The 25,655-nt window shown below is 69.1% G+C and carries 19 protein-coding genes and 3 pseudogenes; 5 read left to right on the top strand and 17 right to left on the bottom strand.

All coding sequences use genetic code 11. The features are described from left to right. Window positions 1-16 precede the first annotated feature (16 nt). Both QMG73_RS46550 and QMG73_RS43045 read right to left on the bottom strand, forming a co-directional pair. Window positions 17-247: pseudogene (locus tag QMG73_RS46550) on the bottom strand (transposase family protein); the annotation flags it as partial. Between the two features lie 79 nt (window positions 248-326). Continuing rightward, the gene (locus QMG73_RS43045; RefSeq protein WP_281905500.1) at window positions 327-596 is read right to left on the bottom strand and encodes a hypothetical protein; all 270 of its coding nucleotides are present in this window, start codon (window positions 594-596) and stop codon (window positions 327-329) included. Between the two features lie 564 nt (window positions 597-1,160). Between QMG73_RS43045 and QMG73_RS43050 the strand changes: the two genes are divergently transcribed. Both QMG73_RS43050 and QMG73_RS43055 read left to right on the top strand, forming a co-directional pair. Then, window positions 1,161-1,604: an effector-associated constant component EACC1 gene (locus QMG73_RS43050; RefSeq protein WP_281905502.1), complete on the top strand. Its 444-nt coding sequence runs from the start codon at window positions 1,161-1,163 to the stop codon at window positions 1,602-1,604. Window positions 1,605-1,651: 47 nt separating this feature from the next. Continuing rightward, window positions 1,652-6,250 (top strand): caspase, EACC1-associated type, encoded by a 4,599-nt coding sequence (locus QMG73_RS43055; protein ID WP_407676941.1) that lies wholly within the window; start codon window positions 1,652-1,654, stop codon window positions 6,248-6,250. 22 nt (window positions 6,251-6,272) lie between these two features. On the opposite strand, the gene QMG73_RS43060 is transcribed toward QMG73_RS43055, so the two are convergent. From QMG73_RS43060 to QMG73_RS43085, 6 genes and pseudogenes are all read right to left on the bottom strand, one after another. Further along, window positions 6,273-6,875, bottom strand: coding sequence for a glycoside hydrolase family 16 protein (locus QMG73_RS43060; protein WP_281905505.1), 603 nt, complete (start codon window positions 6,873-6,875; stop codon window positions 6,273-6,275). Between the two features lie 1,098 nt (window positions 6,876-7,973). Then, window positions 7,974-8,594: a transposase gene (locus tag QMG73_RS43065; RefSeq protein WP_281905506.1), complete on the bottom strand. Its 621-nt coding sequence runs from the start codon at window positions 8,592-8,594 to the stop codon at window positions 7,974-7,976. Then, window positions 8,558-8,860, bottom strand: coding sequence for a helix-turn-helix domain-containing protein (locus QMG73_RS43070; RefSeq protein ID WP_281905550.1), 303 nt, complete (start codon window positions 8,858-8,860; stop codon window positions 8,558-8,560). Before QMG73_RS43070 ends, QMG73_RS43065 begins: the two co-directional genes overlap by 37 nt. 6 nt (window positions 8,861-8,866) lie before the next feature. Then, a pseudogene (locus QMG73_RS43075) lies at window positions 8,867-9,049 on the bottom strand (helix-turn-helix domain-containing protein); the annotation flags it as partial. Window positions 9,050-9,455: 406 nt separating this feature from the next. Then, on the bottom strand, window positions 9,456-10,295 hold the full coding sequence (locus QMG73_RS43080) for a hypothetical protein (protein WP_281905507.1): 840 nt from the start codon (window positions 10,293-10,295) through the stop codon (window positions 9,456-9,458). A 94-nt stretch (window positions 10,296-10,389) separates the two neighbouring features. Continuing rightward, a complete protein-coding gene (locus tag QMG73_RS43085; protein WP_281905509.1) occupies window positions 10,390-10,578 on the bottom strand; it encodes a hypothetical protein in 189 nt (62 codons plus the stop codon). Window positions 10,579-10,741: 163 nt separating this feature from the next. Between QMG73_RS43085 and QMG73_RS43090 the strand changes: the two genes are divergently transcribed. The 3 genes from QMG73_RS43090 (at window position 10,742) to QMG73_RS43100 (ending at window position 12,070) form a co-directional block, all read left to right on the top strand. Continuing rightward, the gene (locus tag QMG73_RS43090; protein WP_281905510.1) at window positions 10,742-11,080 is read left to right on the top strand and encodes a tyrosine-type recombinase/integrase; all 339 of its coding nucleotides are present in this window, start codon (window positions 10,742-10,744) and stop codon (window positions 11,078-11,080) included. 151 nt (window positions 11,081-11,231) lie between these two features. Next, window positions 11,232-11,528, top strand: coding sequence for a hypothetical protein (locus QMG73_RS43095; protein ID WP_281905511.1), 297 nt, complete (start codon window positions 11,232-11,234; stop codon window positions 11,526-11,528). Then, window positions 11,525-12,070, top strand: a complete 546-nt coding sequence (locus tag QMG73_RS43100) for a hypothetical protein (RefSeq protein WP_281905514.1) — start codon at window positions 11,525-11,527, stop codon at window positions 12,068-12,070. The genes QMG73_RS43095 and QMG73_RS43100 overlap by 4 nt, the downstream gene beginning before the upstream one ends. Before the next feature lie 233 nt (window positions 12,071-12,303). On the opposite strand, the gene QMG73_RS43105 is transcribed toward QMG73_RS43100, so the two are convergent. From QMG73_RS43105 to QMG73_RS43145, 9 genes and pseudogenes are all read right to left on the bottom strand, one after another. Then, window positions 12,304-13,758, bottom strand: coding sequence for a hypothetical protein (locus QMG73_RS43105; protein ID WP_281905515.1), 1,455 nt, complete (start codon window positions 13,756-13,758; stop codon window positions 12,304-12,306). Window positions 13,759-13,773: 15 nt separating this feature from the next. Further along, on the bottom strand, window positions 13,774-16,161 hold the full coding sequence (locus tag QMG73_RS43110) for a fibronectin type III domain-containing protein (RefSeq protein WP_281905517.1): 2,388 nt from the start codon (window positions 16,159-16,161) through the stop codon (window positions 13,774-13,776). 9 nt (window positions 16,162-16,170) lie between these two features. Further along, entirely contained in the window at window positions 16,171-19,533 is a 3,363-nt protein-coding gene (locus tag QMG73_RS43115; RefSeq protein ID WP_281905519.1) for a hypothetical protein, read from the bottom strand. 206 nt (window positions 19,534-19,739) lie between these two features. After that, a complete protein-coding gene (locus tag QMG73_RS46555; protein WP_407676940.1) occupies window positions 19,740-20,114 on the bottom strand; it encodes a hypothetical protein in 375 nt (124 codons plus the stop codon). 297 nt (window positions 20,115-20,411) lie between these two features. Beyond that, window positions 20,412-21,311 (bottom strand): hypothetical protein, encoded by a 900-nt coding sequence (locus QMG73_RS43125; RefSeq protein WP_281905520.1) that lies wholly within the window; start codon window positions 21,309-21,311, stop codon window positions 20,412-20,414. Beyond that, complete coding sequence (locus QMG73_RS43130) at window positions 21,245-23,878, bottom strand: hypothetical protein (protein WP_281905521.1); 2,634 nt, start codon at window positions 23,876-23,878, stop codon at window positions 21,245-21,247. Before QMG73_RS43130 ends, QMG73_RS43125 begins: the two co-directional genes overlap by 67 nt. Beyond that, a complete protein-coding gene (locus QMG73_RS43135) occupies window positions 23,812-24,711 on the bottom strand; it encodes a hypothetical protein (protein ID WP_281905522.1) in 900 nt (299 codons plus the stop codon). The genes QMG73_RS43130 and QMG73_RS43135 overlap by 67 nt, the downstream gene beginning before the upstream one ends. Next, complete coding sequence (locus QMG73_RS43140) at window positions 24,708-24,941, bottom strand: hypothetical protein (protein ID WP_281905524.1); 234 nt, start codon at window positions 24,939-24,941, stop codon at window positions 24,708-24,710. Before QMG73_RS43140 ends, QMG73_RS43135 begins: the two co-directional genes overlap by 4 nt. Further along, window positions 24,934-25,501 (bottom strand): annotated as a pseudogene (locus tag QMG73_RS43145) (NADAR family protein). Before QMG73_RS43145 ends, QMG73_RS43140 begins: the two are co-directional and overlap by 8 nt. Window positions 25,502-25,655 lie beyond the last annotated feature (154 nt).

A 25,655-nucleotide genomic window follows, 5' to 3' on the forward strand; every position in this document is an offset into this window, starting at 1 on the left:
CGGTGACCTGGCGTAGCAGTGGCCGCAGCCGGCGCACGATCCGTGACACTGTGGACTGGGAGCAGCCGAACAGTTCGGCGGCCACGGCTTGGGCCTCGTTACGGCGCATCAGGAATAAGATCAGCACCGCCGCCCGGTACAGGCCGAGCGCCCGCCGCCGTCCGCGTATTGGCTGCCATACCCCGTCCAGTAGGTCGAACACGCCGCTGACGAGGTCGGTGACTTGATCGCCGCGTAGTCCGGTCATAGCCTGACAGCGCGGCGGCTGCCCCTCGTTGATCTCTTTGGTCCACACAACCAGGTGATCTACACCGGGGCGGCCGCCGTCACCTGTAGTGACACCCGTGGCCCTGACCACAGTGGACGATCAGACGTTCTGAATAGCGCTCCAGGCCTCGACCGCCTCGCCTTCGAATTTTGATGGGTTCACTGTTGTCGGTAAGGACGAGTTTGGCCGGCCTAAATGTCTCAGGCGCAAGGAACACAACGATGGTTTGCGCTGCCTCGGTTGGGTTCACCTCGACCGTATTGACGCCAGGAAAGTTGAGCCGGTTGCCGGCGGCCTCGCCGGTCGCGTAGCCCAACTCGTTGGTCATGTCGTCGTCGGCGTCGAAGGTGGTCCCGCCGGCGCTGAGAAGTTGCCCGCTCGGCAGCTGTCCCTGTAGGCGCAAGGTTCGGGATGTCGCGGTGCTGAGGTGATGCTGGGAGGGCGCGTCGCAAGGGTGGTATCGGCTGCGTCAGTGCCGGGTCGCTCTGAATCTGCGCGCCCTTCGGAGGCGGAGGCGGGGCGGGGAGCGGCTTGTATCGGTTGGTATCGCACCTGGATCAGTCGGTTCTCCAGAACAGGCTGATCGTCGGCAGCAAGATCCGTTTCGCATCTGCCGCAAGCCGGCGTTCCTGCTCGGGCGCGGACAACGGCCAGGTTTCGGGGGCGCCAGGGATGCCGAACGATAGCCGGAAAATCTCAGGATTTTCTGCGGGGTGACGGTACAGCCCTCCGAGTCATCTGCCAGATGATGCCGACGGCCGGTCCTGGGTGTGTTCTGGTAGTGACCGCCGAACCGGGCGGTGTGTGGATCTGTCATGTTCGCGTCAGCATCACGGTGCGAAACGTCAGCATAATGAGCACCGCTGAATAGGGACGACGACGGAGGTTGTTGATGGTGACGATCACCGCTGACGAAGAGTCGGTGGTCGACGACCTGCTTTCTTTGCGTGAGGAATTGATCGACGGCGGGCTGGGAGCCCATGTGAGCCTTAGGCAAAGGCCCATGGAACCGGGGGCCCTAGGGCCGATCACGGACGCCGTGATCGCGGTGGTCACCTCCGGCGCGTTGGCCACCGCTCTCGCATCCGTGCTGGTCACCTGGATCAAGTTTCGGGTTGGTGATCGGGAGCTCACGATTACGCGAGACGGCGACGTCAAGATCCGTTTGAGGGCGACGAACGTGCGCCAAGCAGACGATGCCGAATTACGTGCGCTGTTTCAGGAACTCACCACTTTCTTCGAGAAGGACGCTCTGCTGGGACTCAACGCCGAAGGCGATGGTGTCACCTCCGACGCGGCCTCGCGCGCGGATGAAGACGAAGACCTGGACGAGTGAGCCTGTCCGCGCTGCGCCGGCCGGGCACCCGGGTCGTCCTTGTCGGTGTGGCTACACACCGGCGTCCCGAAGCCGGATATCGGGCTCCGGCAGGCTCCAAGCCGCTGAATGATGAGCCTGCAGTGCGGCGTTCGGTCGATGACCTCTATCGGACGCTGGTGGATCAATGTGGAGTCCACCCCGATCAGATCAACCGCCTGATCGATCCACCGGATGGGACGGTGATCGGTGACGCCGTTCATGGTGCGGTCAACAGCCACCAGGCGGGCGGTGTGCTGCTCTTCTATTTCGTGGGCCACGGGTTGATCGGACACAATGGGCAGCTGCATCTCGCCACATCAGGCACGATCGACTCTGATATCCGTCTCGGCACGCCGACGTTGCCCTACGACGGGATCCGGGACGAGTTGGCCCGCGTCACGGATCCGGCCTCGGTCATTGTGATTCTCGACTGTTGTTACGCGGCTCGTGCGGATGTCCTGATTGGATCCCTCCAAAGAAGCGCGTTCGGGTCCGCCACGTCGTCCGGCACATACCTGCTTGCCGCGACCGGGCGCAACAGCCAGGCCTTCGCCCCGCCCGGCCACCGGCACACGGCCCTCACCGGCGCGATCATCGATCTCCTTCGAAACGGAGATCCGAAGGGGCCGAGGTACCTGACCGTTAGGCACGCCTACAGCTTCGTTGCGCGGGTACTTCATGGAGTTGCCGATCCCCAGGAGTTCGAAAGCGGTCGCGGCGGCTCGATCGTTCTCGTGCGAAACGGTGCCTACGTCTCCGAGCCACGGGATTTGCCGGCAGTGGCGCCGCACTCGAACGACGATGGGGCGCCGTACCAGGGCTTGCAGGCATTTGAAGAGGAGGACAGCGAATTCTTTTTCGGGCGGAAAACTCTGGTATCCAGATTGCTCGACGCACTTTCACAAGGCTTGCGTGACCCGGGCCTGATCGCGGTTGTCGGCTCCTCGGGATCGGGTAAGTCGTCATTGCTGAGGGCGGGGCTGCTCCCCGCCCTGCGGCAAGGTCATCAAGATCTGCCCGGCGCCAACGAGTGGCGGAGGCTGGTGGTCATGCCTGGGACGCATCCCGTCGCGACACTGGCCGAGGCCGTGTCGCGGCTCACCGAAATGCCCGAGGCAGAGACCAGAGAACAGCTCCTCGAAGATCCAGTTGCCGTTGTCAGGACAATTGTGGGACGGCGTACCGGCGCCGATGTCGACCGGCGGCTCCTGATCGTTGTGGACCAGTTCGAGGAAGTATTCGATCCGCGTGTCGATCCCGATGAACGGCTCGCATATGTTCGAGCCTTGGATAAGATCGTGCGGTCAGGCCCGAGCGCCGAACAGCCCTTGGCAATGGTGGTTCTCGCGGTTCGGGCAGACTTCTTCCAGAACTGCTTGACGTTCGCCGAACTGCGTCCCGCGGTCGAACGGCCGGTTGTCGTCGTGCCGATGAACGAAGCCGAGCTGCGAGAGGCCATCGAAGGGCCGGCCAAGCGAGCGAGTCTGCGGCTGGCACCCGGCTTCTCGAACCGCCTACTACAAGACCTGAGCACCGGCCCACGCACCGACGACGCCGTCGCACGGTCATTGACCGAACCCTCGAAGGGCGGCAGCGGCCACCTGTTGCCTGCCGAGTTACTGCGCAGCGTCCGGTCACTGCGGCCTGACGGTTTGCCTCTCTTGTCCTACGCCCTTCTCGCGACGTGGCAGCGGCGTAGTCCGGATGGCTGGCTGACCCTGGAGTCGTACGAGGCCACCGGCGGGATCTGGAGCAGCGTCGCCCAACGCGCCGAAGAGATCTACAACGCCCTGGATGCCGAAAGCCCTCGCACCGACGGCGCCGAATCGACCGTCACGGGCGAGCGGCCAGCGCAACGCGCCGCCTGCCAACTGCTGCTCAGCATGGTGCAGGTCGGGAACCGGACCGACGACAGCCGGCGGGCGATCGACTTCCGCGAGTTGGTGGCCGGGCGAGATCCCGAAGAGGTCAGGTTGCTGACCGCGGCCCGGGACGCGTTCGCAGCACCGGATGCGCGGCTACTCACGATTACCGGCGACACCGTTCAGATCACACACGAGGCATTGCTGCGGGCTTGGCGACGTCTGTCGGACTGGATAGATGCCGACCGGGTGGGATTGCTCGCCCATCAGCGGCTGACCGAGGCGGCGAGGGCGTGGGCCGCCGGCGAGCGGGATCCGGGCTTGCTCTCTCGCGGCAAGTTCCTCGCCGACGGGCGGGCGGTCGCGAAAGACCGTGGGCCGCTACTCGACCGAATCGAGCGGGAGTTCCTCGAAGCCAGCGAGGCGGCGGAGCGCAGCGAGCTACGCAGGTGGCAGCGCTTGGTGAGGCGGTTGACGGTGGCCTCGATCGCGCTGGTCGCACTGCTCGTGGGCGTGGTCGGGGCGGGAGTCTACGCATCCAGTCAGCAGCGGAAGGCGGACCGGCAGGCGCGGATCGCCACCGTACGTCAACTCGCGCTGGAGGCTGCCGCGCTTCGGGAGCGTGACCCCCGTACAGCGCTGCAGCTCGCCTTGGCGGCACACCGCATCGAGCCGGACGGCGTCGCCACGTCCACGCTTCTGAACCTACTGACGACCAGCCCATTCCTGGGAACGCTGACGGGCAACCGGGGCAGCGCGATCAATGGCGTTTCGTTCTCCGCCGACGGCCGCACGCTCGCCTCCGTCGGCGGCGACGGAGCCGTTCTCCTGTGGGATGTTTCCCAAGACGGAGCCCCCCGCCGCTTGGGTGATGCACTTGCCGTCTTCCGCCCGGCACCGCGGTCTGTCGCGTTCTCCCCAGACGGCCGGACCCTCGTCGTCGGGAAGGGCGACGGAGCCATCGCGATGTGGGCCATCGGAGAGCCTGGTCCTCCCCGGCGCCTCCCCGACAGCGAAGTCGCGCACAGCGGCGACGTGTCGTCTGTCGTGTTCTCTCGCGACGGCCGCCTGATCGCATCGGCCGGCGGCGAAGACGGGGTGGTGGCGCTGTGGCGGCTGGCCGGAGAGCAGGTACTGGCGCGGGTGTCGACCGTCGCTGCAGGCCTCAACGAGAGTTGGGCGCGTTCGGTGGCGTTCTCCGCCGACGGCCGAATCCTTGCCGCGGGAACCGGCAACGGTGTCATAACGCTCTGGGACCTGGGCGCCGACGCCCGCTCACCTCAAGGGCTGCCGACCATCGTGGTGGGGCGGAGCACGTCGGTCGAGTCGATTGCCTTCTCGCCGGTATCCGCGACGCTTGTCGCCGGCCTTGGCGACAACACCATCCTGGGTTGGCGCGTCGACGACCTGGAGCGGCCGCGTCGGTTGCCCATGCCGAGCACCGGGCACCGGGCAGCCGTCGGAGCGTTGGCGTTCGCCCCTGACGGGAAGATTCTCGCCTCCGCCAGTGACGACTACACGGTACTGCAGTGGGATTTCTCCAGGCCTGGTCTGCCTGAGCGCGTGGGAGCGCGCCTGTCGGGCCACCGGTGGCACGTCCGAGCGATAGCGTTCTCGCCTGACGGCCAACGCCTAGCGACAGGCAGCCGGGACGGTGACGGGATGCTCTGGCGGGTCCGAAACCGCTACCAGCCCAAGCCGCTTGAACCGCTGACATCCGGGCTCGCTCAACCGGCCAGGTCGCTCGCGTTCGCGCCGGACTCCCGGCGGCGGCTCGCGGTGGTCGCCGATCAGACGGTTCAAGTGTGGGATGTCGCCACCTCCGACGGACTGCCACGCCAGGCCGGCCGACCATTCGTCCGCGCGGACCCGCCGCCGCCGATGTCGGTGGCGTTCGTGCCCCGCACCACGTTTCTGGCTGTCGGGTATCGAGACGGCGCGGTGATCCTGTGGGACCTGCGGACCGGCGCCAGCGCCGGTCCGCCGTTGACCGGCCTGCGCCAATCGGCGATGGCGGTCGCCGCCTCGGTCGACGGGCGTAGTGTGGCCGCCGCCAGCGCCGGCGGCGAGGTCCGTGTCTGGGCCCTTGACGAGGGCGGTCCTCGCCTCCTGGGGGGTGGATCGCTAAGCCGCCACGGCGAAGGCGAGTTGCGATCCGTCGATTTCTCACCGGACGGCAAGTTTCTGGTGGCGGCAGGTGACACAGGACCGCTGACCGCCTGGGACATGACGGACCGCGAGCAGCCGATGCGGCTTGAACCGCTCCAGTCGGGCAGCCGCCAGCCCTCGGTCATCCTCTTCATGCCGTCCGGCACAGATCCGCCCTACCTCATCTCCGGAGACCGGGACGGCGTCGTGACACTCTGGGACATGGCCGTCCGGGCGCCCGCCGGCCAGTCCCTGACCGGGCATGGCGGTGGGGTACGGACGTTCGCCTCCTCCGCGGCCAGCCCGATTCTGGTGTCCGCGGGGGATGATCAGTCTCTGATTCTTTGGGATCTGGCGGATTCTCGTTCGCCACAACGGCTCGGCGACCCGATCGTCTTGCCGGAGTCGGTCCCGGCCGTGGCCGTTAGCGGCGATGCGACTGTCATCGCGGCGCTACGTCCCGGCGGTTCGGTTGCGCTGTGGGACCTCACGCAGCTCGCCGAGCTGCGTGGGCGCTTGGCCGAGGAGGCCTGCCGGCTGGTTGGTGACGGCTTCGACGAGACGGCCTGGAAGGTCCATGTAAAGGGTGTGGATTTCGAACCGACCTGCGGCTGACCGTGAGAACGAGATTTGCCGGTCAGGAACTCGCCCGGTAGATCTTGACCCAGTCGACGTGCATGACCACCGAGGCCGGGGTGTCAGCGTCCCTGCACTGGATGAACCCGTCACAACCGACATCGAGCTGGAGCGCCAGGTTCATTCGCGAGGTACTCGGCACGGGATTTTGCTTACCCGGAGTATGTACGGCCTTAACGGTTCGTTGCTCGACACCGTCCAGGAAGAACGTCACGCGGTCCGGTAGCCACTCCACCGCCACGGTGTGCCACTTGGTGAAATCGGCATGCATCGTTTTGCCCGACTTCAGATCAGAGGGGCCGTTGTGCAGATAGTTCAGCGCGGTCTGCCGATTGCCACGATTGGCCTCAGCCAGATTGATCTCCCCGTCCGTCGGCCATTGGTCGGTTTCCGGCCACAGCAGAACCACTGCGGAATAGCCAGCTCCGAGATCCACCCGGAAACGCGCTTCCCACCTGCCGTAGAGTTGGGCCCAAGAGGACTGCAAACCTCCCGACATGTCCTTGCCGTCACCGTCGAATCCACCCCTGATGCGGAGTTCGTTGCCGCCGACGCTCAATGCGGCTGGGGAGCGCGGCGGCTTTTTGGTCGGCGAGTTATACACCCACCACCGCTGGGTGTTCAAGCTTCTGCCGGCGAAGTTGTCCTCGAATACCAGCGTCCAGGGTTTGCGAGGGCTCGGCGGTGGCGCCGTGGTCGGCCTGTCGGCTGGCCGCGTCGTACTGACCGGCGGTTTGGTGGAACCGCGGGGGCTTTGTGGTCCCGTCTTAGGCTCGGTCGGTGGGCCCGGTCTCGTCGGTGAACTGTTACCAGGACCAGTTGGGGATGTGTCACCATGGTCGGTGCCATCCGTCGTGGGCGGGGATCCCGCCGGACCTGTAGTAGGGTCCCCATCGGGCGACGCCGCAGCTGATCCAGGATGCGTAACGGATTTGTCGGAGGCATCTGTCCGGTCTTGGCCACTACCGCATCCAAGACTTGCCGCCAGCGTCGACAAAATGACAAAAATAGTTCCAGCCAACTTCGCGTCACGTGGCCGTATCCGTCCGGCCATATTCGTCCGCAGCTTTGGCGAGATCTCCCGGGCCGTCATTGTCGTATTGTGCTCACCGTTCGTCGATGACGACAACTCGAAAACGATGTCCGGTCCGGCGGGCGCCGGGTGGGAACTCCATGCGGAACTCGGATCATGGGCCCGCGCTCGGGCTCACTTGCCAAACTTGATCTCGTATTAAGCCTGCTTGGAGGTTTCCCGGAGCGTCTTGGGCGGTGGTATTAACAGTGCGATCCGTCCGGTTCGAAGCGCGCCCCGAGCAGGGCGAAGGAAAACGAATCCCCAAAAGTTCACCCGCCCGTGTGACGGGATAGGGGCGTCGGCGTGGGCGCGGCCTCACAGGAGTTTGCGGCTTCGGTGGCCAGGGCCGATAGCGGGTCGTCGGGGTGGCGGAAGCGGCGCAGGACGGCGCGGCCGTCGGAGCTGCGTAGCCGCCAGCGAGCACGGACGGTACCGCGATCGTGTAGAGGACCCCGCTGTTGTCGTAGCCCTCCAGAAGCCAGGAGACCCAGGGCAGCTGGAACGTCGTGACCAGGCTGAATTCTCGGCGACGCCGCCTCGGAACGCGACCCAACCCGCCCTGTCGCCATCAAGCCGGCCGACACGGCGAGGATCACTACAGAGCTTGAAGGGTTGGCGTCTGTTCGGTCATGGTGGTTCTGGTTCGATGGTCATTCCGGTTTGGGCGAGGAAGCCGGCGATGAGGTTGGTTTGCTGCTGGCATGCGCGTAGTCGTTGTTTGACCAGGTTGGCGAGGTGGTCGACGCGGTGGATGGCTGTGTTGGCGATGCCGCGTTTGATCCAGGACCAGACGCCCTCGGTCGGGTTGAGGTCCGGGGCGTAGGCGGGTAGCCGGACGACGGTCAGCCAGTCTCGGGCGGCGATCAGGGTTCGCATCCGTACGCTGATGTGCGTGTTGAGGTTGTCCCAGCACAGCACGATCGGCGCGGCCAGGCGTTGGTGGGTCTGGTCCAGGAACGCGATGTAGTCGTCCTCGCTGAAGCTGTCGCGTTCGCCGGTCCGGCCGCGGTGTAGTCGGGTGCGCCACATCAGCCGGCCGCGGTGTCCGGGCTTGAGGCAGAGCAGCCCGGCGATCGAGATCCGTCCGGATCCCTTGCCTGACACGGCGACCACTGGTGTGTGACCCCGCCGTGCCCAGGTCTTGCCTTTCGGCGGTCGCAGGGTTTGGCCTGCCTCGTCCTGGAAGCAGACCCAGGCGCCCCGCGCCGCCGCTAGCCTTTTACCGCCGGCCACCGCTGGTGATGCCATGTCTGGATCGCCTGCTCGTCACGCTCGACCGCCCGGCGGGCGGGAACCTGCAGGCTGTAGCCCATCCGGTGCAGCAAGTACGACACCCCACGCAACGTGTAACAGACCTCGAACCATCGTTCGATCAGCTCGGCGACCCGCGCGAGCGTCCAGCGGGCATCGTCCCAGCCGTGCCCGACCGGTCCCGTATCCAGCATTCCGGCAAGCCGTTGCTGCTGGTCGACTCCGAGTTTGCAGTCGGCGCCGCCGGGCCCGGCCGAGGCCAACGCCCGTGTGCCTCCAGCGATCCACCGACGCCGCCACTCACGCACCGACTTTGGCGAAACCCGCAGCTCAGAAGCGATCTGGGCGGTCGGTCTGGACTCCTGGAACATGGCTGCCGCCTGCCTGCGGACCGTTTCAGGCCGGGCCCTGGCTGCCGCGTTCAAACCACCACCAGCCGGATACCTCATCATTCCGGCCTACCGAACCCATCGACGCAGATCACGCCGCCACGCCGACAGACATCAACTTTTCAAGGTCTGTAGCTGATGGTCCAGCTTGATCCGACCTGGCTTGATCCTTCCGCGCCTCGGAAAGTGAAGGCGCGCACAGAGAAGCCTCCGGGTTCCCGGCCAAGTCCCTTGTAGACATGTTCACGTCGGTGGAGTCCTGCGCTTCGCGCTTCAAGGGGGCGCCGGATAACCCACCACGCCGGGCCACGACAGAGCTTCGTCGTGACGCCCAGCACACGACTCCGTGAACGGGCCACCCCGGCGATGGCGACACTCGTGCCGGACGCGAGGTGATGGCGTTAGCGATCTTTGGCATGTTAGACAGGAGTGGTGCAGCCGTACAGTCGCTGTGGCTTCGTCGGTCCTGCTAAACCGAGCGCTCCAGTGTTGCGCGGCGCTGGGCGCTCTCGGCACTCGCTTGTCGCATGAGTTCGATTTCCTCCGGTGGATCGATCGCGTTGGAGTCGTAGTTGAGCTTCGGTTTGGGTCCAGGAACATCTGATATCGCACGGTCTCCCGTACCGGCGAGGATGCCCGCCGCGCGCGCACCTGCCTGGCCGGCTAGAGGCGGCGCGACCATACCCGCTGCTAGGAAGCCGAGGAAAACTGCACCCGCGGCCGGCACCTTCCAGGCCAATTCCCGGTAGTAGGCTCCCCTGTCCGCCTGGTGTGCCTTCAGAGAGGCTTCGTGATTCGCGCGAACTCTGTCTCGGCTGGCACGTCGGGCGACCATGGCCCGGCCGGTCGCGCTGTAGTCACGCGAGAAGACGGCTTTTGGGAAGAGTTGTACCCCAAGGGCGGGGAAGCGTTCGGTGCACCGGTATGCCTCTAGCAGTGCCAGGGAGACCTCGCCATTCATCATGAAGTAGCTGAAATTGCCGGCGTGACCGATCGCGGTTACTTGTTGCGCCGACAGGTCTTGCTCTCCCGGATGCGCCATAGACTCGGTTGGTCGTTTGGTCATTTCCACGAACTTCCCACGGGCTAGGTTTAGTTCCTGTCGACGGAAGTCGTCGTTCGTAGCCCTGTCAGCGGTTGCCAGATGCTCGAAGGCAGCCATCACGCTGATGTCGAGTATCTGGTCTATCCGGGCGCCGAGAGCCTGGACCGTCGACTCGATCCGCGCGATCTGATCTCGTAACTGCTTGGTGTCGTAGGCCCTCTTCATCGCTCCGAGGGCATTGAGTGCCATCATGACAGGTTCCACCCGTGAAGTCTGAGCACCTCGTCGCGGCAGGGAAAGCGAGTGTCCAAGGTCTTACATCTCACGGGCGAGGTGGTGCAGATGGCGTACCTGCGCGTCAACCGTTGATCTCAAACGTCATTCGTTCTGGATCGCTGATCGCGGCAGGGAGGAAGACGCTAGGGCGCATCTGACGGATCATCAGATTTGCGGTCGCGTTTCGCGCGCCGCGGAGCCAGACCATGATCGAGGCGATGGTGACCGTTGCCAGGTAACGGTCTTTGAGCTTGTCGTAGCGGGTCGCCACGGCCCAGAACTGTCAGCTGGCTGACCGGCCCGGAAACCGACGCGCTCACCGCAGCCCCCGACCAAACCACCTGGACCGGACGACGCGACCACGCCCTACTGCTGGTCGCTGTCCACACCGGCCTACGCGTCAGCGAGCTGACCGGGCTCACCCCTGGGCCGACGTGCACCTCGGCCCAGGCGCCCACCTACGGTGCCACGGCAAAGGCCGCAAAGACCGGTGCACCCCGCTGACCAGCCACACCGTGAAGGCGCTGCGCACCTGGCTCAAAGAACACCGCGGCCAGCCCACCGATCCGCTGTTCCCGACCCGGCGGGGCACCCCGCTATCCCGCGACGCGGTGCAACGCCTCGTCGCCAAGCACGCCGCTACCGCGGTAGCCACGTGCCCCACGCTGGCCAGCAAGACCGTCACGCCGCACACCCTGCGCCACTCCACCGCGATGGCGCTGCTACAAGCTGGCGTGGACACCTCGGTCATCGCGCTCTGGCTCGCACCCTGACGAGCTCGGCTGGCTTCGCGAGGCCCTGCACCTGCTCGCCACCGAAGATGGCCCGGACGACGTGGACGACCTCGAACCGCTGTGAGCGCCGCCGCCCGGGTCAGGCCGCCGTGGTCGCAAAGTGATCGATGGGCGTCATAGAGTTACCGGCATGAGTGACGTGGACGACGACACGCTGCATCACCAGGGTATGGCGATCGAGCTGATCGACGCCTTCGCCGAGCACGACGCCACCGGCCTCGCCCGCCTGGCCCCGGCGGGCCGGGCGGCGCAGCTGCAGGCGCGGCAGGCGCTGTACGACTACGTGGACCCGCATCTGGGAAGGCGCGAAGGCCCGCGGCCTGGATCCGGCGGTCCGGCCGGAGTGGAACGTCGCCGCCGGCCTGCGGGACCTGAGCAACGCCTTGGTGGAGCAGGCCAGCCAGGCCCAAGCCGAAGCCGGCGATGACGACTGACCCCGCGATGAGCACCGGGAACCCGAACGAGGCGGCGATCCGCGAGCTGATTGCCGCCTCGGGGCAGGTGGGTCGGGTGTCCGGCCGCCAACCCTGGCGGGAAGTCCTGCAACGGGTGACCGGGGGCCGATGGCCCCGGCCCCGCTGGCCCGTCGTCCCGCACCTGGCCACGCCGTGGCAGGACACCGTGTCGGCGGAGCGGCCCGGCTGGCGGATGCGCGCCGCACACCTGCGCGGCCGCGCCGGCGACGCCGAGGTCGTGCGGGACGATTTCGTCTTTGAGGTGGACTACCAGCTGTGCCGAACGTGCCGGATCGGCTGGGTGGAACAGCCGCACACCCTGGAGCCCTACCGGCGCCGCGGCCTGGCCGCCGCGGGCCTGGCGGCGCTGCGCGCGGAGAATCCCGGCTTCGCCTGGCACACCCTAGGCGGGCACATCGACGGCTCCCCAGCGTTCTGGGACACCGTCGGCGCCGGTGTCCCCGGCGGCTACCGACCCCGTCGGCTGTGCGAGCACGTCACCGCCGGCGCCTGACGGTCGGGCTTCTATCAGGCGGACCGCTGTTGGCGGCGTACGCCAGGCCGGGCCGCCCGTAGTTTCCAGACCAAAACAACGGCAAGCAGTTGATCTAGGGCGCCACCTGGGACGAACTTCCTCAAGGCGGCCGGTTTGCCGGACGCCGGTCGCCGTTTCCCGTAATTCCGGTACGTGGGACGGGAGGTCAGCGCCGGTGTCGGCGGTGGGGTGCGACGCGACCTACCGGCTCGTCACGTCTTGCGTCGTCGGCGGGGCACGGCCTCCCACGTGCCGGGGGCTACCACCAGGGGGCCGCCAGCCGGGTAGCGCCGGCGTCCGAGGTGCGACCGGGAAAGGCGCCGCCCTCGCAGGCGTTCGAACTCGATGTCCAGCTCGCGTCCTGTCCGGCTTCCGGACACCTCCACCGCGCCGCCCGGCCCGGGGGCACGCATCCGCACACTGTCGTCCGTGACGAGCACGTCGCGCAGGTGCACGCCGTGCCATTCGCCGGGCCCGGTGGTGCGGATCTGTCGCAGGTCGAATCGCCGCCGCGCCGCATGGGTGCGCACTTCGACGGCATCGTCGTCGAACAGCACCTCGTCGGGCGCCTTGGTCCTGCCCACCGGGGCAACCTCGGTCAGGGAGCCGGCGGAGGCACGCTGCAGCGTGTAGTCGCCCCGCACGGTGACGCGAAGCGGCGCGGAGCTCGGGGGCCGATCGGTGACGTACAGCTCTCCCGGACGGCCGGTGCCGGGCAGCCCGCCGGTGAACGGCCACGGGGCCACGCCCTCGAGCCGGTGCGACGGTGACGTCTCGAGGTCGTCACGCCGGGTGTGCACGCCGGTGTCGCGGAACAGGCGCCGGCCGTTGCTGTCCTCGATCTGGGTCACCGCGGCGCCGGTGCCGGACACGAACAGATAGGTGAGCCCCGTGATGGCGAACGCGACCGATATCGGTTGGCGGCCCTTGTGCAAGATCAACGAGGTCGGGATGGCGAAGAACCAGCCGTTCTGCGACCCCAGGTAGTTGTGCCCACCGGAGAACCCGCCGGCATTCTGGTCGTACGACCACCCGGTGGGCGAGGTGATGACGATGCGGTTGAACCCCCCGTCGTAATAGGCGGGGAAGGCGTCGTACGGACGGTTGGGGTCCCACACCCAGAGCGTGTAGGTGCCTCCCGACTGCGTGGCGCGGTACGGGATGACGGTGTGCGCCGCGTCGCCGAACAGCCCGCTGGACAGCGACAGCACGTGGTAGTCGCCGCTCGCCAGCCCGCCGCTGATGCGGTGCCACGCCGCGATGCCGTCGTTGAGCTGGCCGGCCTTGACGACGTCGAGGAAGTTGCGGATGCCCGGTGCGCTGAACTGGCGGGCCTGGAAGATGTTCACGGCCTCGTGCAGGTCGCTCCGGTCCGGGCCGTCGGGGCCCCCCGTGTAGAAGTTGGCGGGCGAGCCGTATCCGAAGAAGCCACCGTACTTGAACACGGCCAGGGCCAGCATGGCCATCCCGCCGCAGTTGCCCTCGGCGGCGCAGCTCTTGAAGATCTGGAAGTACGCGTGGTCGAGCGGTGCCAGGACGGGGTCGTCGGTGGGATGGATCGACAGATGGGTACGCCGGTAGAGGTCCCAGGTGAAGTCGGTGTCCTCGCCCCAGTTCTCGAAGAACCATCCGTCGGTCCGCGGGTCGAACACGTCGGTGACAGCCATGGCGGTGCTCCTTGGTCAGTAGCGGTGCAGCACCGGGAGGGAAGGCTCGGACAGCGTTCCGGCCGCGTCGACGGCCTGCACCGTGTACCGGTAGTCGATGCCGCGGCGCGCGGTGGGGTCGGTGAACGACGTGACCGTGAGGATCGGCGACACCTGCCGGGGTGGCGCGCCCGGCGACGAGCGCGACACCACATAGCCCCGCAGCGTGGCGGGGTCGAACGGCGGCTCCCAGGTGACCTCGAGACCGCAGCCGCCGGGCGGCGGTGGCGTCGGCGGCAGCACCGTGGGGGTGCCGGGCAGGTCTGAGGTGTAGGTGAACGTGCTCGACGCCGGAATGGCCGTGAGGTTGCCCGAGGTGCTTTCGTTGCCCAGCCAGTCGACGCCCGCGACGCGGTACCAGTATTCGCGGTGCGGTTCGACGGCCGTGTCGAGATACGAGCCGCGCGACGCGAGCGGGTCCGGCATCGCCGGCAGCACCATGCACGAGGGCACGATGCCGTGCCACGGCACGGTCGTGGTGGTGCCGTCGGTGAAGACGCACGCGACGAACTGCGGAGGATCGTTCTCCTTGTCCGAGCGGTAGACATGGAACGCGCGGATGTCCTGTTCCGGTGCGCCCACCCACTCGATCAGCACAGCGTTGTTGCGGGCCTTGAGGTTCGTGATGACCGGAGGTTCGGGCGGCGTCTTCTCGCGCAACGCGGCGCATGTGTACTCCGCCTTCTTCGCCGGGCATCCGTGGCCGTCCCCCGGGTAGAGGTTGTCGGCGAAGTCGTAGGCCCGGATCCAGTAGGCGTAGCAGATCGGCGAGTTCGCCGGCACCGAGGAGTCGTCGAACCAGATGACTCCGTCGTCGTGCATCATGACCCGGGCGTCGCCGAGCGGGACCTCGCCCACCAACACCATGTCGCAGGTGAACCGGCCGGTGGGGTCGCTGGGCTCCTTGTCCGGGTCGTGGCCGGTCCCCGGGATGTAAATCCGCCCGAAATCGCAGACGCCCCGGTAGATCCGGTATCCCGCGACATCGGGCTCGGGGTTCTCCCGCCACTCCACGTGGATGTGGTCGGCCCGCCCGACCGCGTCCACGATGACGGTCGGCCCCGGCGGAGTGGTGTCCGGCACCCGGTTGCCGACGACGGCCGAGGGGGCGCTGACGAGCCCGTACTGGTCCCGCACGAGCACGCGGTAGTAGAACGGCGTCGTGCCGTACGGCGGCACCAGCGCGGGATCGGTGTCGGTCCAGGTCTGCACCGGCGTGGTCACGTCCCGCGGGTCACTGACCAGCGACGTGACCAGGTGTGAGGACAGCGTGGCCAGATCCTCCAGCTGCTCGCGGGCCGGAGCGCGGTGGATCAGGTTGGTCTGGGTCGAGTCCGGCACGTCGTGGTCGGTGAACCGGTGGCCCTCGACGTTGCGGATCACCGTGCGCCACCGCACCACCATGCCGTCGGCCGAGGTCGTCGGCGTCACCTGCACCTCGTCCGGCGCCATCGGGGGCAGCGCGCGGATCGGCAGCGCCGCGACGGGAGCCGACCAGGGGCCGGTGCGGTCGAGGGCGTCGCGGGCGGCCACCCGGTAGTGGTAGGTGATGCCGTTGTGCGGGCCGTCCACGGCAACGCCGTCCACCGGATGCGTCGCGGGAGCCCCGTCGGCGTCCCACGCGGCGGCGTCGATGAAGCCGGGTGTGGCGGGCAGCGGCTGCCCGTCGAGGTCCGTCGTCAGGTCGTGGGTGACCGGCCGGGCGTTGACGCGGGCGTACGGGCCGCCCGCGCTCGTGGCCCGCTGCACCAGGAAGGTGGCCGCGGCGGGCGGCCGGTTCCACGACACGAGGACCCGGCCGTCACCCGCCTGGGCAGTCACGCCCGACGGCGCAGGCGGCAGCGTGAAGTGTCCGGCCCACACGTCCCCCGAGGTGCCGGCGACACTCTCCGCGCCGTTGCGGACGGCCCGCAGCTCGTACAGGTATGTCTCGTCGGCGGTGACGGTCGTGTCGATGAACGCGAGGCCGGCGATGCGGCCCATGGTCAGGTCGGCCTGGGCGCCGGCCTGGACGAACGTCCGCTCGGCCGGCGTCAGCCCCCTGTCGAACACGACGACCGGATCGACCGGGCTGAGCACGGTGCCGGGCGTCGTGCCCGCCGCGACGGCGCTGAGGCCGTTGACGAGGACCGACCAGGCGGCCGTCCCCGGTGACACGATCGCCAGCAGCTCGGCGCCCGAGGACGGAACCCGCACCGTGGTGGTTCCGTTGAGCGGCGGACCCCAGCTCACCGGGCCGGCCGCCGGGCGGCGATAGACGTTGTAGCCCTCCGCGTCGTCCACCACCTCCCAGCGCACCACGGTGAACGTCGAGCCGTCCGCGGCGATGCCCGCGGACGTCACATGGACGAGCGACCCGGTCATGCCCCCTCCTCAGTACAGGTAGAAGCCGCTGCTGTTGACGCCGGCGCTGACGGACACCGATGAGCACATGACCCACAGGACGCAGCCCCGCAATTCGAACGAACCCTCGAAGAAGGGCGGCACGCCGCCGACGAGGCTGAGGTTCGCCCAGGCGGACGCGCTGACCAGTCCGCCGAGGATCTCGCCGTGCACGTGGATGCCGCACGCAGCCGCGACGAACGGCAGTTGCGGTGCCGGCACGAACGGTGGCGCCGGGAACCCGGGCACGGGCTGGCTGAAGGCGCCCGCTCCGGCGAAGATGTCGACGCCGCCGCCGAACACGTACCAGTTGACGCCGAAGGAGACCCGTCCGTAGCCGTAGATGCCCGTGATGGTTGCCGGCATGATCGCGCGCGACAACCGGAAGTGCGGATCACCCGTGTCCAGTGACCAGGCGAGCGCCTTGGGGACGGTCCGCCCGATGAAGAACCCGCCCTCGAGCCCGCCGCTGGCGACGGTCGAGAAGACGGCCACCCGGACCCGGCCCTGCAGGTAGTGCATAGCGGGGGAGATGTGCCAGGTGAACTGGCCGTCGCCGGACAGGCCCGCGATCGCGGCGTCGGCATCCACGCAGCCGGACAGCTCGCCCTCCGCGGTGCCGGCGCCGAAGTCGAAGAAGAGGTGCGCCGTCCCGGCGGCCTCGACCTCCACCACGGTGGCGCCGACCAGCATGTCGCCGGAGACGTACAGGTCGATCGATGTCGGCGTGATCGTGAAGTTGGCCTCGGCCGAGTAGCCGACCTTGTTGGTGAACAGCGCACCAGCGGATTGTTCGACAGCGCCGTACATGGTGATGCGGGCGAGTCCCGAGCCCTCGATGCGCGCCGAGCCGACGATCTCCCCCAGAGACCCGACGTTCGACACCGGCCCGATGTCCAGGCCGTGCGCCGTCTGCGCCGAGATGCGGATGTCGGTCGCGTCGGAATGGATCTCGACGGTGATGTCGAGCCTGCTCGAGTGGAGGAACCCGAATTCGGCGGTGCCGGTGCCCAGGAACCCGTTTTGGGCGGTGACGTGGTAGTCGACGTCGGCGTCCGTGCACAGGAAGTTCGCGAGCACGCTGGTGTGGACGTCGTGCCAGTCCCGCGCAAGGGACAGGTCGGTGGTGCGCGAACCCGGGGCGATGGCCGGCTTGGGAACGGTGACATGCCGCGGGTGCGGTGCGGTGCCGCCCAAGGTGATCCGCGCGGCATCGCGGATGTTGACGTAGTGCAGGCCGAAGTAGGGGAGGAGGACCTGGCCGGAGACGCCGAGGAACGAATCGGTGCCGGGCGCGTACGTCGAGAGGACGAGAGCGTCGTGGTGGAAGACGAGCCCGTCGAAGCGTTGACCCCAGTCGTTGAAGTCGAGGAACAGGTCGCCGAGGTTGCCGTCGGCGAGCAGCTCGCCCCAGGTCAGGCCGAACGGCCGGGCGAAGTGCAGGGCCTCCTGGATTCCCGCTGCCGTCAGCAGGATGCGCCCCGTGCGGACGCTGAGCACCGCCGCCGCGGCCGGCGGGCCGGTCGGGACGAGCTTGACCTCCCAGTAGCCGAGGGGAACGCCGCCCGGGGGAAGGGCGAGGTCGCCGCCCACCAGATGGGCGGTGGAGGTGATGCCGATGTCGAGCACATGCAGGCGCGGCAGGTCGGCGGGGACCGGCAGGGTCAGATACGCGTCGAGCGTCGATTCGTGGACCGCGCTGGTGACGAACTCCGCGAACGGCACCGTCGGCTGGCCGAAGACGAGGGTGGCCCGGAACGTGCGGTTCCCGACGTACCCTTGCCGGCCGGGAAAGCCCGCGTCACCGTTGACGGCCGCGTGGCAGAACAACTGGCCGTCCAGGCCCGTGATGCCGGCGCGCAGCCAGCCCTCCACCTCCTGCAGGTCGTACGGGCGGTTGACCCCGGTGGGCCCGTCGGGCGAGAACACCTTCATGTTCCCGAAGCGGGCGAACGTGACGCCCGACGCGTGGTGTGTGGCGAGTTCGGGCAGCGACGTCACCGGGTTCCGCGACACGTGCGGCGCCACGAACGCCCCCGAGGCGACCGGAGAGTACGAGGCGAACGGACCCGCGGGCAGATAGAGGTAGGCGAGGTCGGCCGTGGTGCGCCACGGGATGATCTCGTCACCGTGCCGGGTCAGCTCACCCCAGTGCAGGTCGACCTGGTGGCCGTCGGCGACGCCGCTGAGGGCGAGATCGGGCTCGACGTCGACCGCGCCGAACGGCAGTCTGACGGCGCTGCGGGACCCGGCTCCCCATCCGGCGTCCTCGACCAGCACCGACGTGGCCTGCTGGAACTGTCCCGCGGCGATGGTGGAGGACTGCACGACGAGGGAGCCGGTGCCGAACTCCACGAACTGGCCCAGCGGGTTGAGGGCGGTGAACGACACGGACTCGGCGAGGTGCAGCGTCGCGTCGAGGCCGGCGGCCCGCAGGAGCGCCCGCGCGTACGTGTACCGGCCGCGGAGGTAACCGGTGTTGCACGGATCCGGGACCGCGGCGGCGCCGGTCGCCTCGCCTGCGCCGAGCACCAGGCCGCGCCAGAGGAGCGGAAAGCCGGGCGCGCTCTGCGTGGCGCTCAGGTCGATCACGACACCGGTCCCCGTCGCGACGAGTCCGGTGTCGCCGATCAGCCAGGGACCGTAGTCGAGCGCGGGCAGGTCGAAGAAGTAGTCGCCGGTCGGCGAGATCGCGATGGTGCCCAGACCGATCGACGCGGCCCCGCACGCGCCGGCGTCGGCGACCCCGGGCGGAAGGACCAGGGTTGCCGGCGCGCGGGAGCCCTTGGGCGACAGGACCAGGCGCGGTATGACGATGGTGAACCCGTCGATGTCGATCTCGAGGGCACGCCACAGCTTGCCGGGTTCCCATTGCAGGGTGCCCTTGACCACCCGGCCGGCCGCAAGGTCCACCACCAGGTCACGGAACTCCAGGTCGATGAGCCTCGCCCGACCGAGAAGCTCGCCGAGATCGACGGTGACCAGGTCGGTAAGGTGACGGCGGTCGACCACGAGATCCACGGTGAGCGGGCGGCCGGGAGCCGCGGACGGGTCGCAGGCGACGGCATCGGCCAGGCCCAGCTGCGTCTGCGGGCTTGTCACCCGCCCGACGACGTCGACAGTCTGGCGCAGGCGCACGGAGTTCGCCGGCGTCCGCGCGTCGTCCCGCAGCCGGGGCGCCCGGACGCCCGGGAAGGTCACCGTCGCGCGGCCGGCCGCGCCCTCCAGGAGGCGGCCGTCGTCGGAGACCGTGCCCGCCGTCAACTCGACGACCTCGACCTCGTGTTCCCCGACCGTCCAGCGCAGCGGCCGGGGGTCGTCGTGAAGAAGGAGTGTCCGCGCGTCCGTGGGCATGAGATCACTTCGCTTCCTCCGGGGCCGCCACTCAAACTATGAGCGGTCGCGGAGAATGCCTGATCGGTACTGTCGTTGATTCTCCAGCGGTCGGGGAGTCGGTGAGGGCGATATGCATCGACACCGGACGAGCCTCGGCACCCTGCTCCACCACGCGCACGTGAGCGGGCCGCTGTCCCGCGCCGCGCTGGCGGAGCGGATGGGTGTCAACCGCAGCACCATCCTTGGCGCTGACCGCCGAGCTGGTGGCCGCCGGGCTGGTGCGTGAGGAGCACCAGGCCGGTACGACCCGGGCGGGCCGCCCGTCGCTGGTGGTGCGGCCCGAGTCGCGGCGGGTGTGGGTGCTGGCGTTCGACGTCGCGGTCGACCGGCTGGTGGCGGCCCGGGTGGGGCTGGGCGGCCCGGTGCTCGACCGGCGGGAGGCGGTGCGCTGTCGGGCCGGCGTGGACCTCGACACGGTCGTGGGCAAGCTGGCCGAGATGGGGCGCGGGCTGGTCGGCGGGGCCGACGACGGCAGCGTCTGCGTGGGATCGGGCGTGCTCGCGTGCCTGCTCGGCGGCATGCCGGGGCAGCGCCGGCACACGATGGCCGCCTCACCGCTCTACCGGCGGGCCCGGTGCCTGGTCGGCTACGACGCGGACGGCGCCGCGGTGACGGTCTGGTCGGCCGGACGGCTCGCCCGGGTCTGCTCGAACCGTTGGGCGTTCACCAGGATCGCCGTGGCCGCGGGCACGGCCGCGCGATCACCGTGGCCGCGGCCGCCGCACTGCGGTAGATGGGTGCTTCCACCGCGACGGTGTGCACGCCGAGCAGCAACGTCGGCGCTGTGGCCACCTACGTCTCGGGCGGCTTCCGGCAGCTTGCGGACGTCACCGACTTCACGAGGTGAACCACACGGCGGCCGACTCCGCGGTCGTGTCGCCGCCCACGGACAGCCGCGGCAGGTCCGGGTCGGCGTCGCGCAGCCACTGGAGGCGCAACCGGCCGAAACCGCTCGGCAGGGCCGTGCCGGTGAGCAGGAACGCGCGGGTCTGGTCGCCGTTCGCCCAGATCCGCGGCGGCGCCGTGGCGGTGAATGCGGTCTCGGGGAGCGCGACCAGGGCGTGCGCGACGGATCCGTCCGGGGCGATCAGGCGGAGCACCACGCCGGTCGGTGGCAGCACGCCGGTGGTGCCGCCCGCGTACAGGTCGACGCCACCGTCCGGCGGGGTGGTGGCGACGCCGCCGTAGACGCGGGCGGTCCGGCCGTCGCGGATGGCCGCGTCGGGGGCGAAGACGTGGTAGTCGCCGCCGACCGCGGGGGAGTAGGCGTCGGTCCAGGTGATTCGGTATCCGGCGAGCGCGACATCGGCGTACGCCGCGACGTCGACCGCATGCGTGAGCGGCGGCAGGACCGCGCGGCTCAGGCGCAGTCGCCCGGTCGCCGGCGGCGGGATGAACAGCTGTTCCACCTCGGCCGCCAGCAGCGACACCCCGATACCGGTCAGCTGCACGCCGGTCAGCGCGTCGCCGACGACCTCCAGCAGCGTGCCGGAGGTTGGGCCGGTCGTCGCGTCGGTGCCGTAGGCGGTGAGTGTCGCGGACCCGCCCTCGGCGACCGCGACCCGCACCCGCACCGCTGTCGCCTGCGGTGCGGTCAGCTGCAACGTCCACGGCCCGGGGATCCGGGGCGCGAGCACGCCGAGATGGGTGCGCAGCTCCACGTCGGTGGTCACCTCGAACCCACCCCACCGGAACGTTCCGATGTCGGGCGCACCGACCTCCGCGATGGTAAGCACCCGCAGCTGGCGAGGGTGTGCGGCCGTGGCGAGCGACGCCTCGATACGCTCCCATCGCAGCGGTTCCGCGCTCTCCAGCAGCAGCGCGTCGGGCACGTGGGTGATCTCGACGCCCTCCGGCAGTTGCGCGGGCGGTCCGGCGAAAGCCCACTGCCACCACACATCGGACCCCTGCGACCGTACGCCTGCCAGCCGCTCGCGGGCATCCAGGAGCGCCTGTTCCGCCGCCGGGTAGGCGTCGAGTTGTGCCCTGGTGGGCGTTGTTGTGCCCTGGTGGGCGTTCCGGTGGTGGCCGCCGCACGAGCCGTACCCAAGCTTGCCACCGCCGTGCGCACGACGTCGCCGGCGCGATCCAGATCAGCGGTGAGAACCGCCAGGTCCACCGTCCCGGAACCGTCGGCGGCATGCCGCCGCAGAGCACCGCTGGCGTACGCGACATGATGCCGGAAGTCGGCGAAGCGCGACGTGGTGAACGCGAACCGGTAGACCGCCCGCGCGTGCCCGGCGGCCCGCAGCTCCGCGACGTGCTGGGTGGCCGGAGCGAGCAGTTCCCCGGCCCCGGCGGCCAGCCCTTCGTCGCGCACGATCGTGGCCAGGTCGACGAGTGCGCAGATCTGCGTGCCGTCACCGTGCAGCGTCTTGATAAAGCGAGTCTCCTGCTCGCCGAGGCGGATCTGCGGCCCGTCACCCCACCGGTTGGGCGCGCCGGACCGCCGGTCCACGCCGTTGGGATCGACGACGGCGACCGTCAGTTCGGCGCCCTCCGCGAGGAACATCCGGCTGACGTACGGCGCGGTGAACGCCACACCCACGTCGTAGGTGCGGTAGGCGGGCCGCTCACCCTCGACCGGCACCGTGGAGCGCACGTACGCGGTGAGGTCCGCGAGGACTCCGCCGCCCGGATAGTGCCGGTCCTGTGCGGGGTCGCCGGTGGGAACCGGCAGACCGGGCGGCGCACCGACCGTGAACGTCGTGTCGACCTGCTGGTCCCACGCGGATCCGGGCGACGCCCCGCCGATCTCCACGCCGGTGAGCACGGACAGCGTGTAGTCGCCAGGGGCGAGCACCGGATCGACGTGGTGCAGGTTCTCGGCGGCGGCCCGCATGCTGCGCCGCCACGTCCACTGTTCCTGCCGCCGCCAGCCGAACGGCCCGCCGTCGTGGCAAGGCCCGGTTATCGCGAGCGGGTCCGTGGAGAGCACCACGATCCGGTCGATCACACCGATGCGGGCGGTGGCGGTGACGGTCTGCCCGGCCGTGCCCGGCAACGTGGCGACCTCCTCGTCGTTGCCGGTCAGCCAGACCGCGCAGTCGGTGAGCACCCGCAGCCGAATCCGGGTGACCGGCTCCGGCAGCCGGATGATGATCACCGAGAGGGTGGCCGAGATGGGCGGCAGCGGACCACCGAGGTTCCACACGAACGTCACCGGGTCCACCCGCAGCTCGTTGCCGACGACTGTCATCGCCGACGGGCTCGCCACGGTGAGTCCGGCGTAGCTCTGCTCGCCGGAGCTTCCCTGCGGGAAGCTCGCCTTTTCGAACGGCACGCAGGTCCAGCCGGGCGTGAAGCACACCCTCTCGACCGAGACCCGCTGTCCTTCGATGCGTACGGTGTCCAGCGGCCCGACCAGCCGGACGCCGTCCGGGGCGGACGGTATCCAGGCGGAGGCGACTGTCACGCCGTCGCGCAGGATGCTGACCAGGCCGCCCTCGCCGGTGTGGCAGTGCACGAAGACGACGTCGACGGGCGGCGCGAAGCTCAACTCGACCACCCCGAACCCGGGCTGCCAGCCGATCTGCAGCCCCGGCGCGGTGGCGCGGACATCACCGTCGGCCACCCCGGTGAGCAGTTCGGTCCGGAACGTACCGGCCAGCGGCCCGGCCGGCAGGTCGTCGAAGCCGGCGCAGATCGGGTCCTCGACCGGTGTGGGACCGCAGGCGTAGTCCGGGTTGTGCGCGTCGAACCCGTCGACCGTCTCGTCGTCGCTGCCGCGGAACCAGGCGTAGGGGGAGCGGGCCCAGAGCACGAGGCTGGTCGTCGGCCCCGGATCCTGTGCCGAGGTCCGGTCGTCGTTGGGCAGCCAGGAGCCGCGCAGCTCCGGCGTCGGCGGTCCGGTGAGGCGCCCGGCCGACGGCACCGGGGCCGCCGCCGCGGTGACGACGGTGACGGTACGGTCCCGGGCGGCCAGCACCGTCCAGGTCGCCGACCCGAGGGTGAGTGTGCCGCCGTCGAAGGTCGCCGCGGCCACCGGTGCCGCGAGGGTCAGCTCGGTGTTGCCGAGCGGTTTGACGGCCACCGCCGTGACCTCGACGTCGGCGCGCTGCGGCGGGGCCTGCAGCCGGTACGCGTAGGCGCCGTCGGCAACCGCACCGGTGACGGCCAGCCCGCCCGGGGTGCGACCGGTCGCCGGCACACTCACCGCACCGGGTTCGAGGGTCAGGGTGGCGCCCGCGACGTCCGGCAGGACCAGAGCGGCCGGCAGCAGCACCGCGCCACCGGTCACCTGCAGAGAACCCGCCGCGGCGACGAACCGGTTGCCGGCCGCCAGGGCCACATGCCCCAGCACCTACGTGAAGGACCGGGGCCCGACCACGTGGCCGGCCGCGCCCCGGTGTTCGGTGTGCCGACCATGCCGCGATCGAGCACCGGACGGTTGAAGCTGACCACCGGCCGCGAGTCCGGCGGGATGGTGCGCCCGTGCAGCGCGGGCAGGTCCTCGGCCACCTTGGGGTGCCGCGCGCCGACCGAGGACACCGCGGGCGTGGCCGGATCTGGCAGCGGCAGGGCCCGGTTTCCCCAGCGCAGCGGCACGTCCACGTCCATGTGGAATATGAAGAACCACAGGTCCACGATGAGCTCGAAGTGCAGCAGCAACTCCAGATACCAGGGCCGGCCGCCGCCCGCGCCGACCGACGCGTCCAGGATGGCGATCACCTTGGCGCCGAACGCCTCGACGCCCGCGTCGCCGTGCAGGGCCAGCTCGCCGGCGAACTGCGGCGGCTTCCAGCTGACCGAGGCGTCCACCGACATCGACGCGTGCGCCCAGGCGTGCGCCGGGCCGAAGCGCCAGTCGCCGTCGAACCCGATCCTCCCGCCCAGTGCGATTCCGGTGCCGCGCAGCTGAAAATACGAGTCGACCTTCAGTAGGTCGAGCAGCACGCCGCGGATCCGCTTCTCCGGCGGCTCCTTCTCCCCGACGTACAGATGCCAGACGTCCGCGGGCGGCTGCCGCGCCCAGGAGAACGCCGCGTCGGCATCACCCGAGATCGTCAACATCTTCTTCTTCTCGTACGCGGCAGCGAGGTTGACGCTGAACAGCTTGCCCGGCACGTCCAGAACGACGAGCGACTCGAACATCCCGGTCGAATCCGGCGACCGCGAGTCGGCCCGCTGCGTCACGAACGACCCCTTACCCTGCAGGAAGGTATCGGAACGCCCATCTGGGCCAACACGTGCGGGAGCAGGTCGCCGATGTGCCGTGGCGCGGTGTGGTCCAGCCCGGCCAACTCCCGCAGCAGGGGACCGTCCCACCCGTCGGCGAGCCAGTGTGCCGCGTACCAGGGCACCCGTTCGACGTCGAGATTGCCCAGCGCGTACTCGGCGGCCACGAGCTGCGGTGTCTTACCCATCGGTCGGCTGCCGTTCGCGGAGCAGGGCACGGGCCTGCATCAGGGCGAAGCCGAGCAGGTTGAGCCCACGCCATCGGGCCGGATCGGCCGCGGCCGGGTCGTCACGGCTCAGGCCGATGCCCGACACCGCGTCGACCGGGCTGGCCTCAACCAGGACCCGTTCACCGGTACCGCGCAGGAACGTGCGCAGCGGCGGGTGCTGGCCGAACTTGGCGATGCTCCCGGCGACCACGATCTCGTAGCGGTGCTCGTCCCACACCCGCTGGTCGAACCCGGCGACCCAACATCTTGGCCGCGTGCGGGTGCGACGCGACCAGCACCTGCTCGGCCGTGGTGCGGTCGCCGAACAGGGTTGCCTTGCGCCACATCATGTAGTGCTCGGCCGTGGCGAACCGCATCCTGTCCACAGTGAACGGCGACGGTCACCACTGGGACAGGCACCCGGCACCGATGGTGCCGTCTCGCTCAGGTTGATGGCCCCAGAAGAACAGGAACTTGACCCGCCGGCCCTCGGCGACCGCGGCAGCCAGCTCCTCGACGCTACGGACCGGTGGGGACACGAACGCGAGTGTGCCGCATCCGGCCCAACGACCGCACCACCAATACCGCCTGCGAGGCTTCCACGCCGTCCTCAGATGCCGATGACAGCGCGAGTGATCTTGTCGTATCGGACATGGTGTGCAAATCAGTTTATGGATTGATTTAACTTATGGC

Origin of the sequence: Phytohabitans aurantiacus (genome assembly GCF_027923225.1) — a bacterium.
GTDB lineage: Bacteria > Actinomycetota > Actinomycetes > Mycobacteriales > Micromonosporaceae > Phytohabitans > Phytohabitans aurantiacus.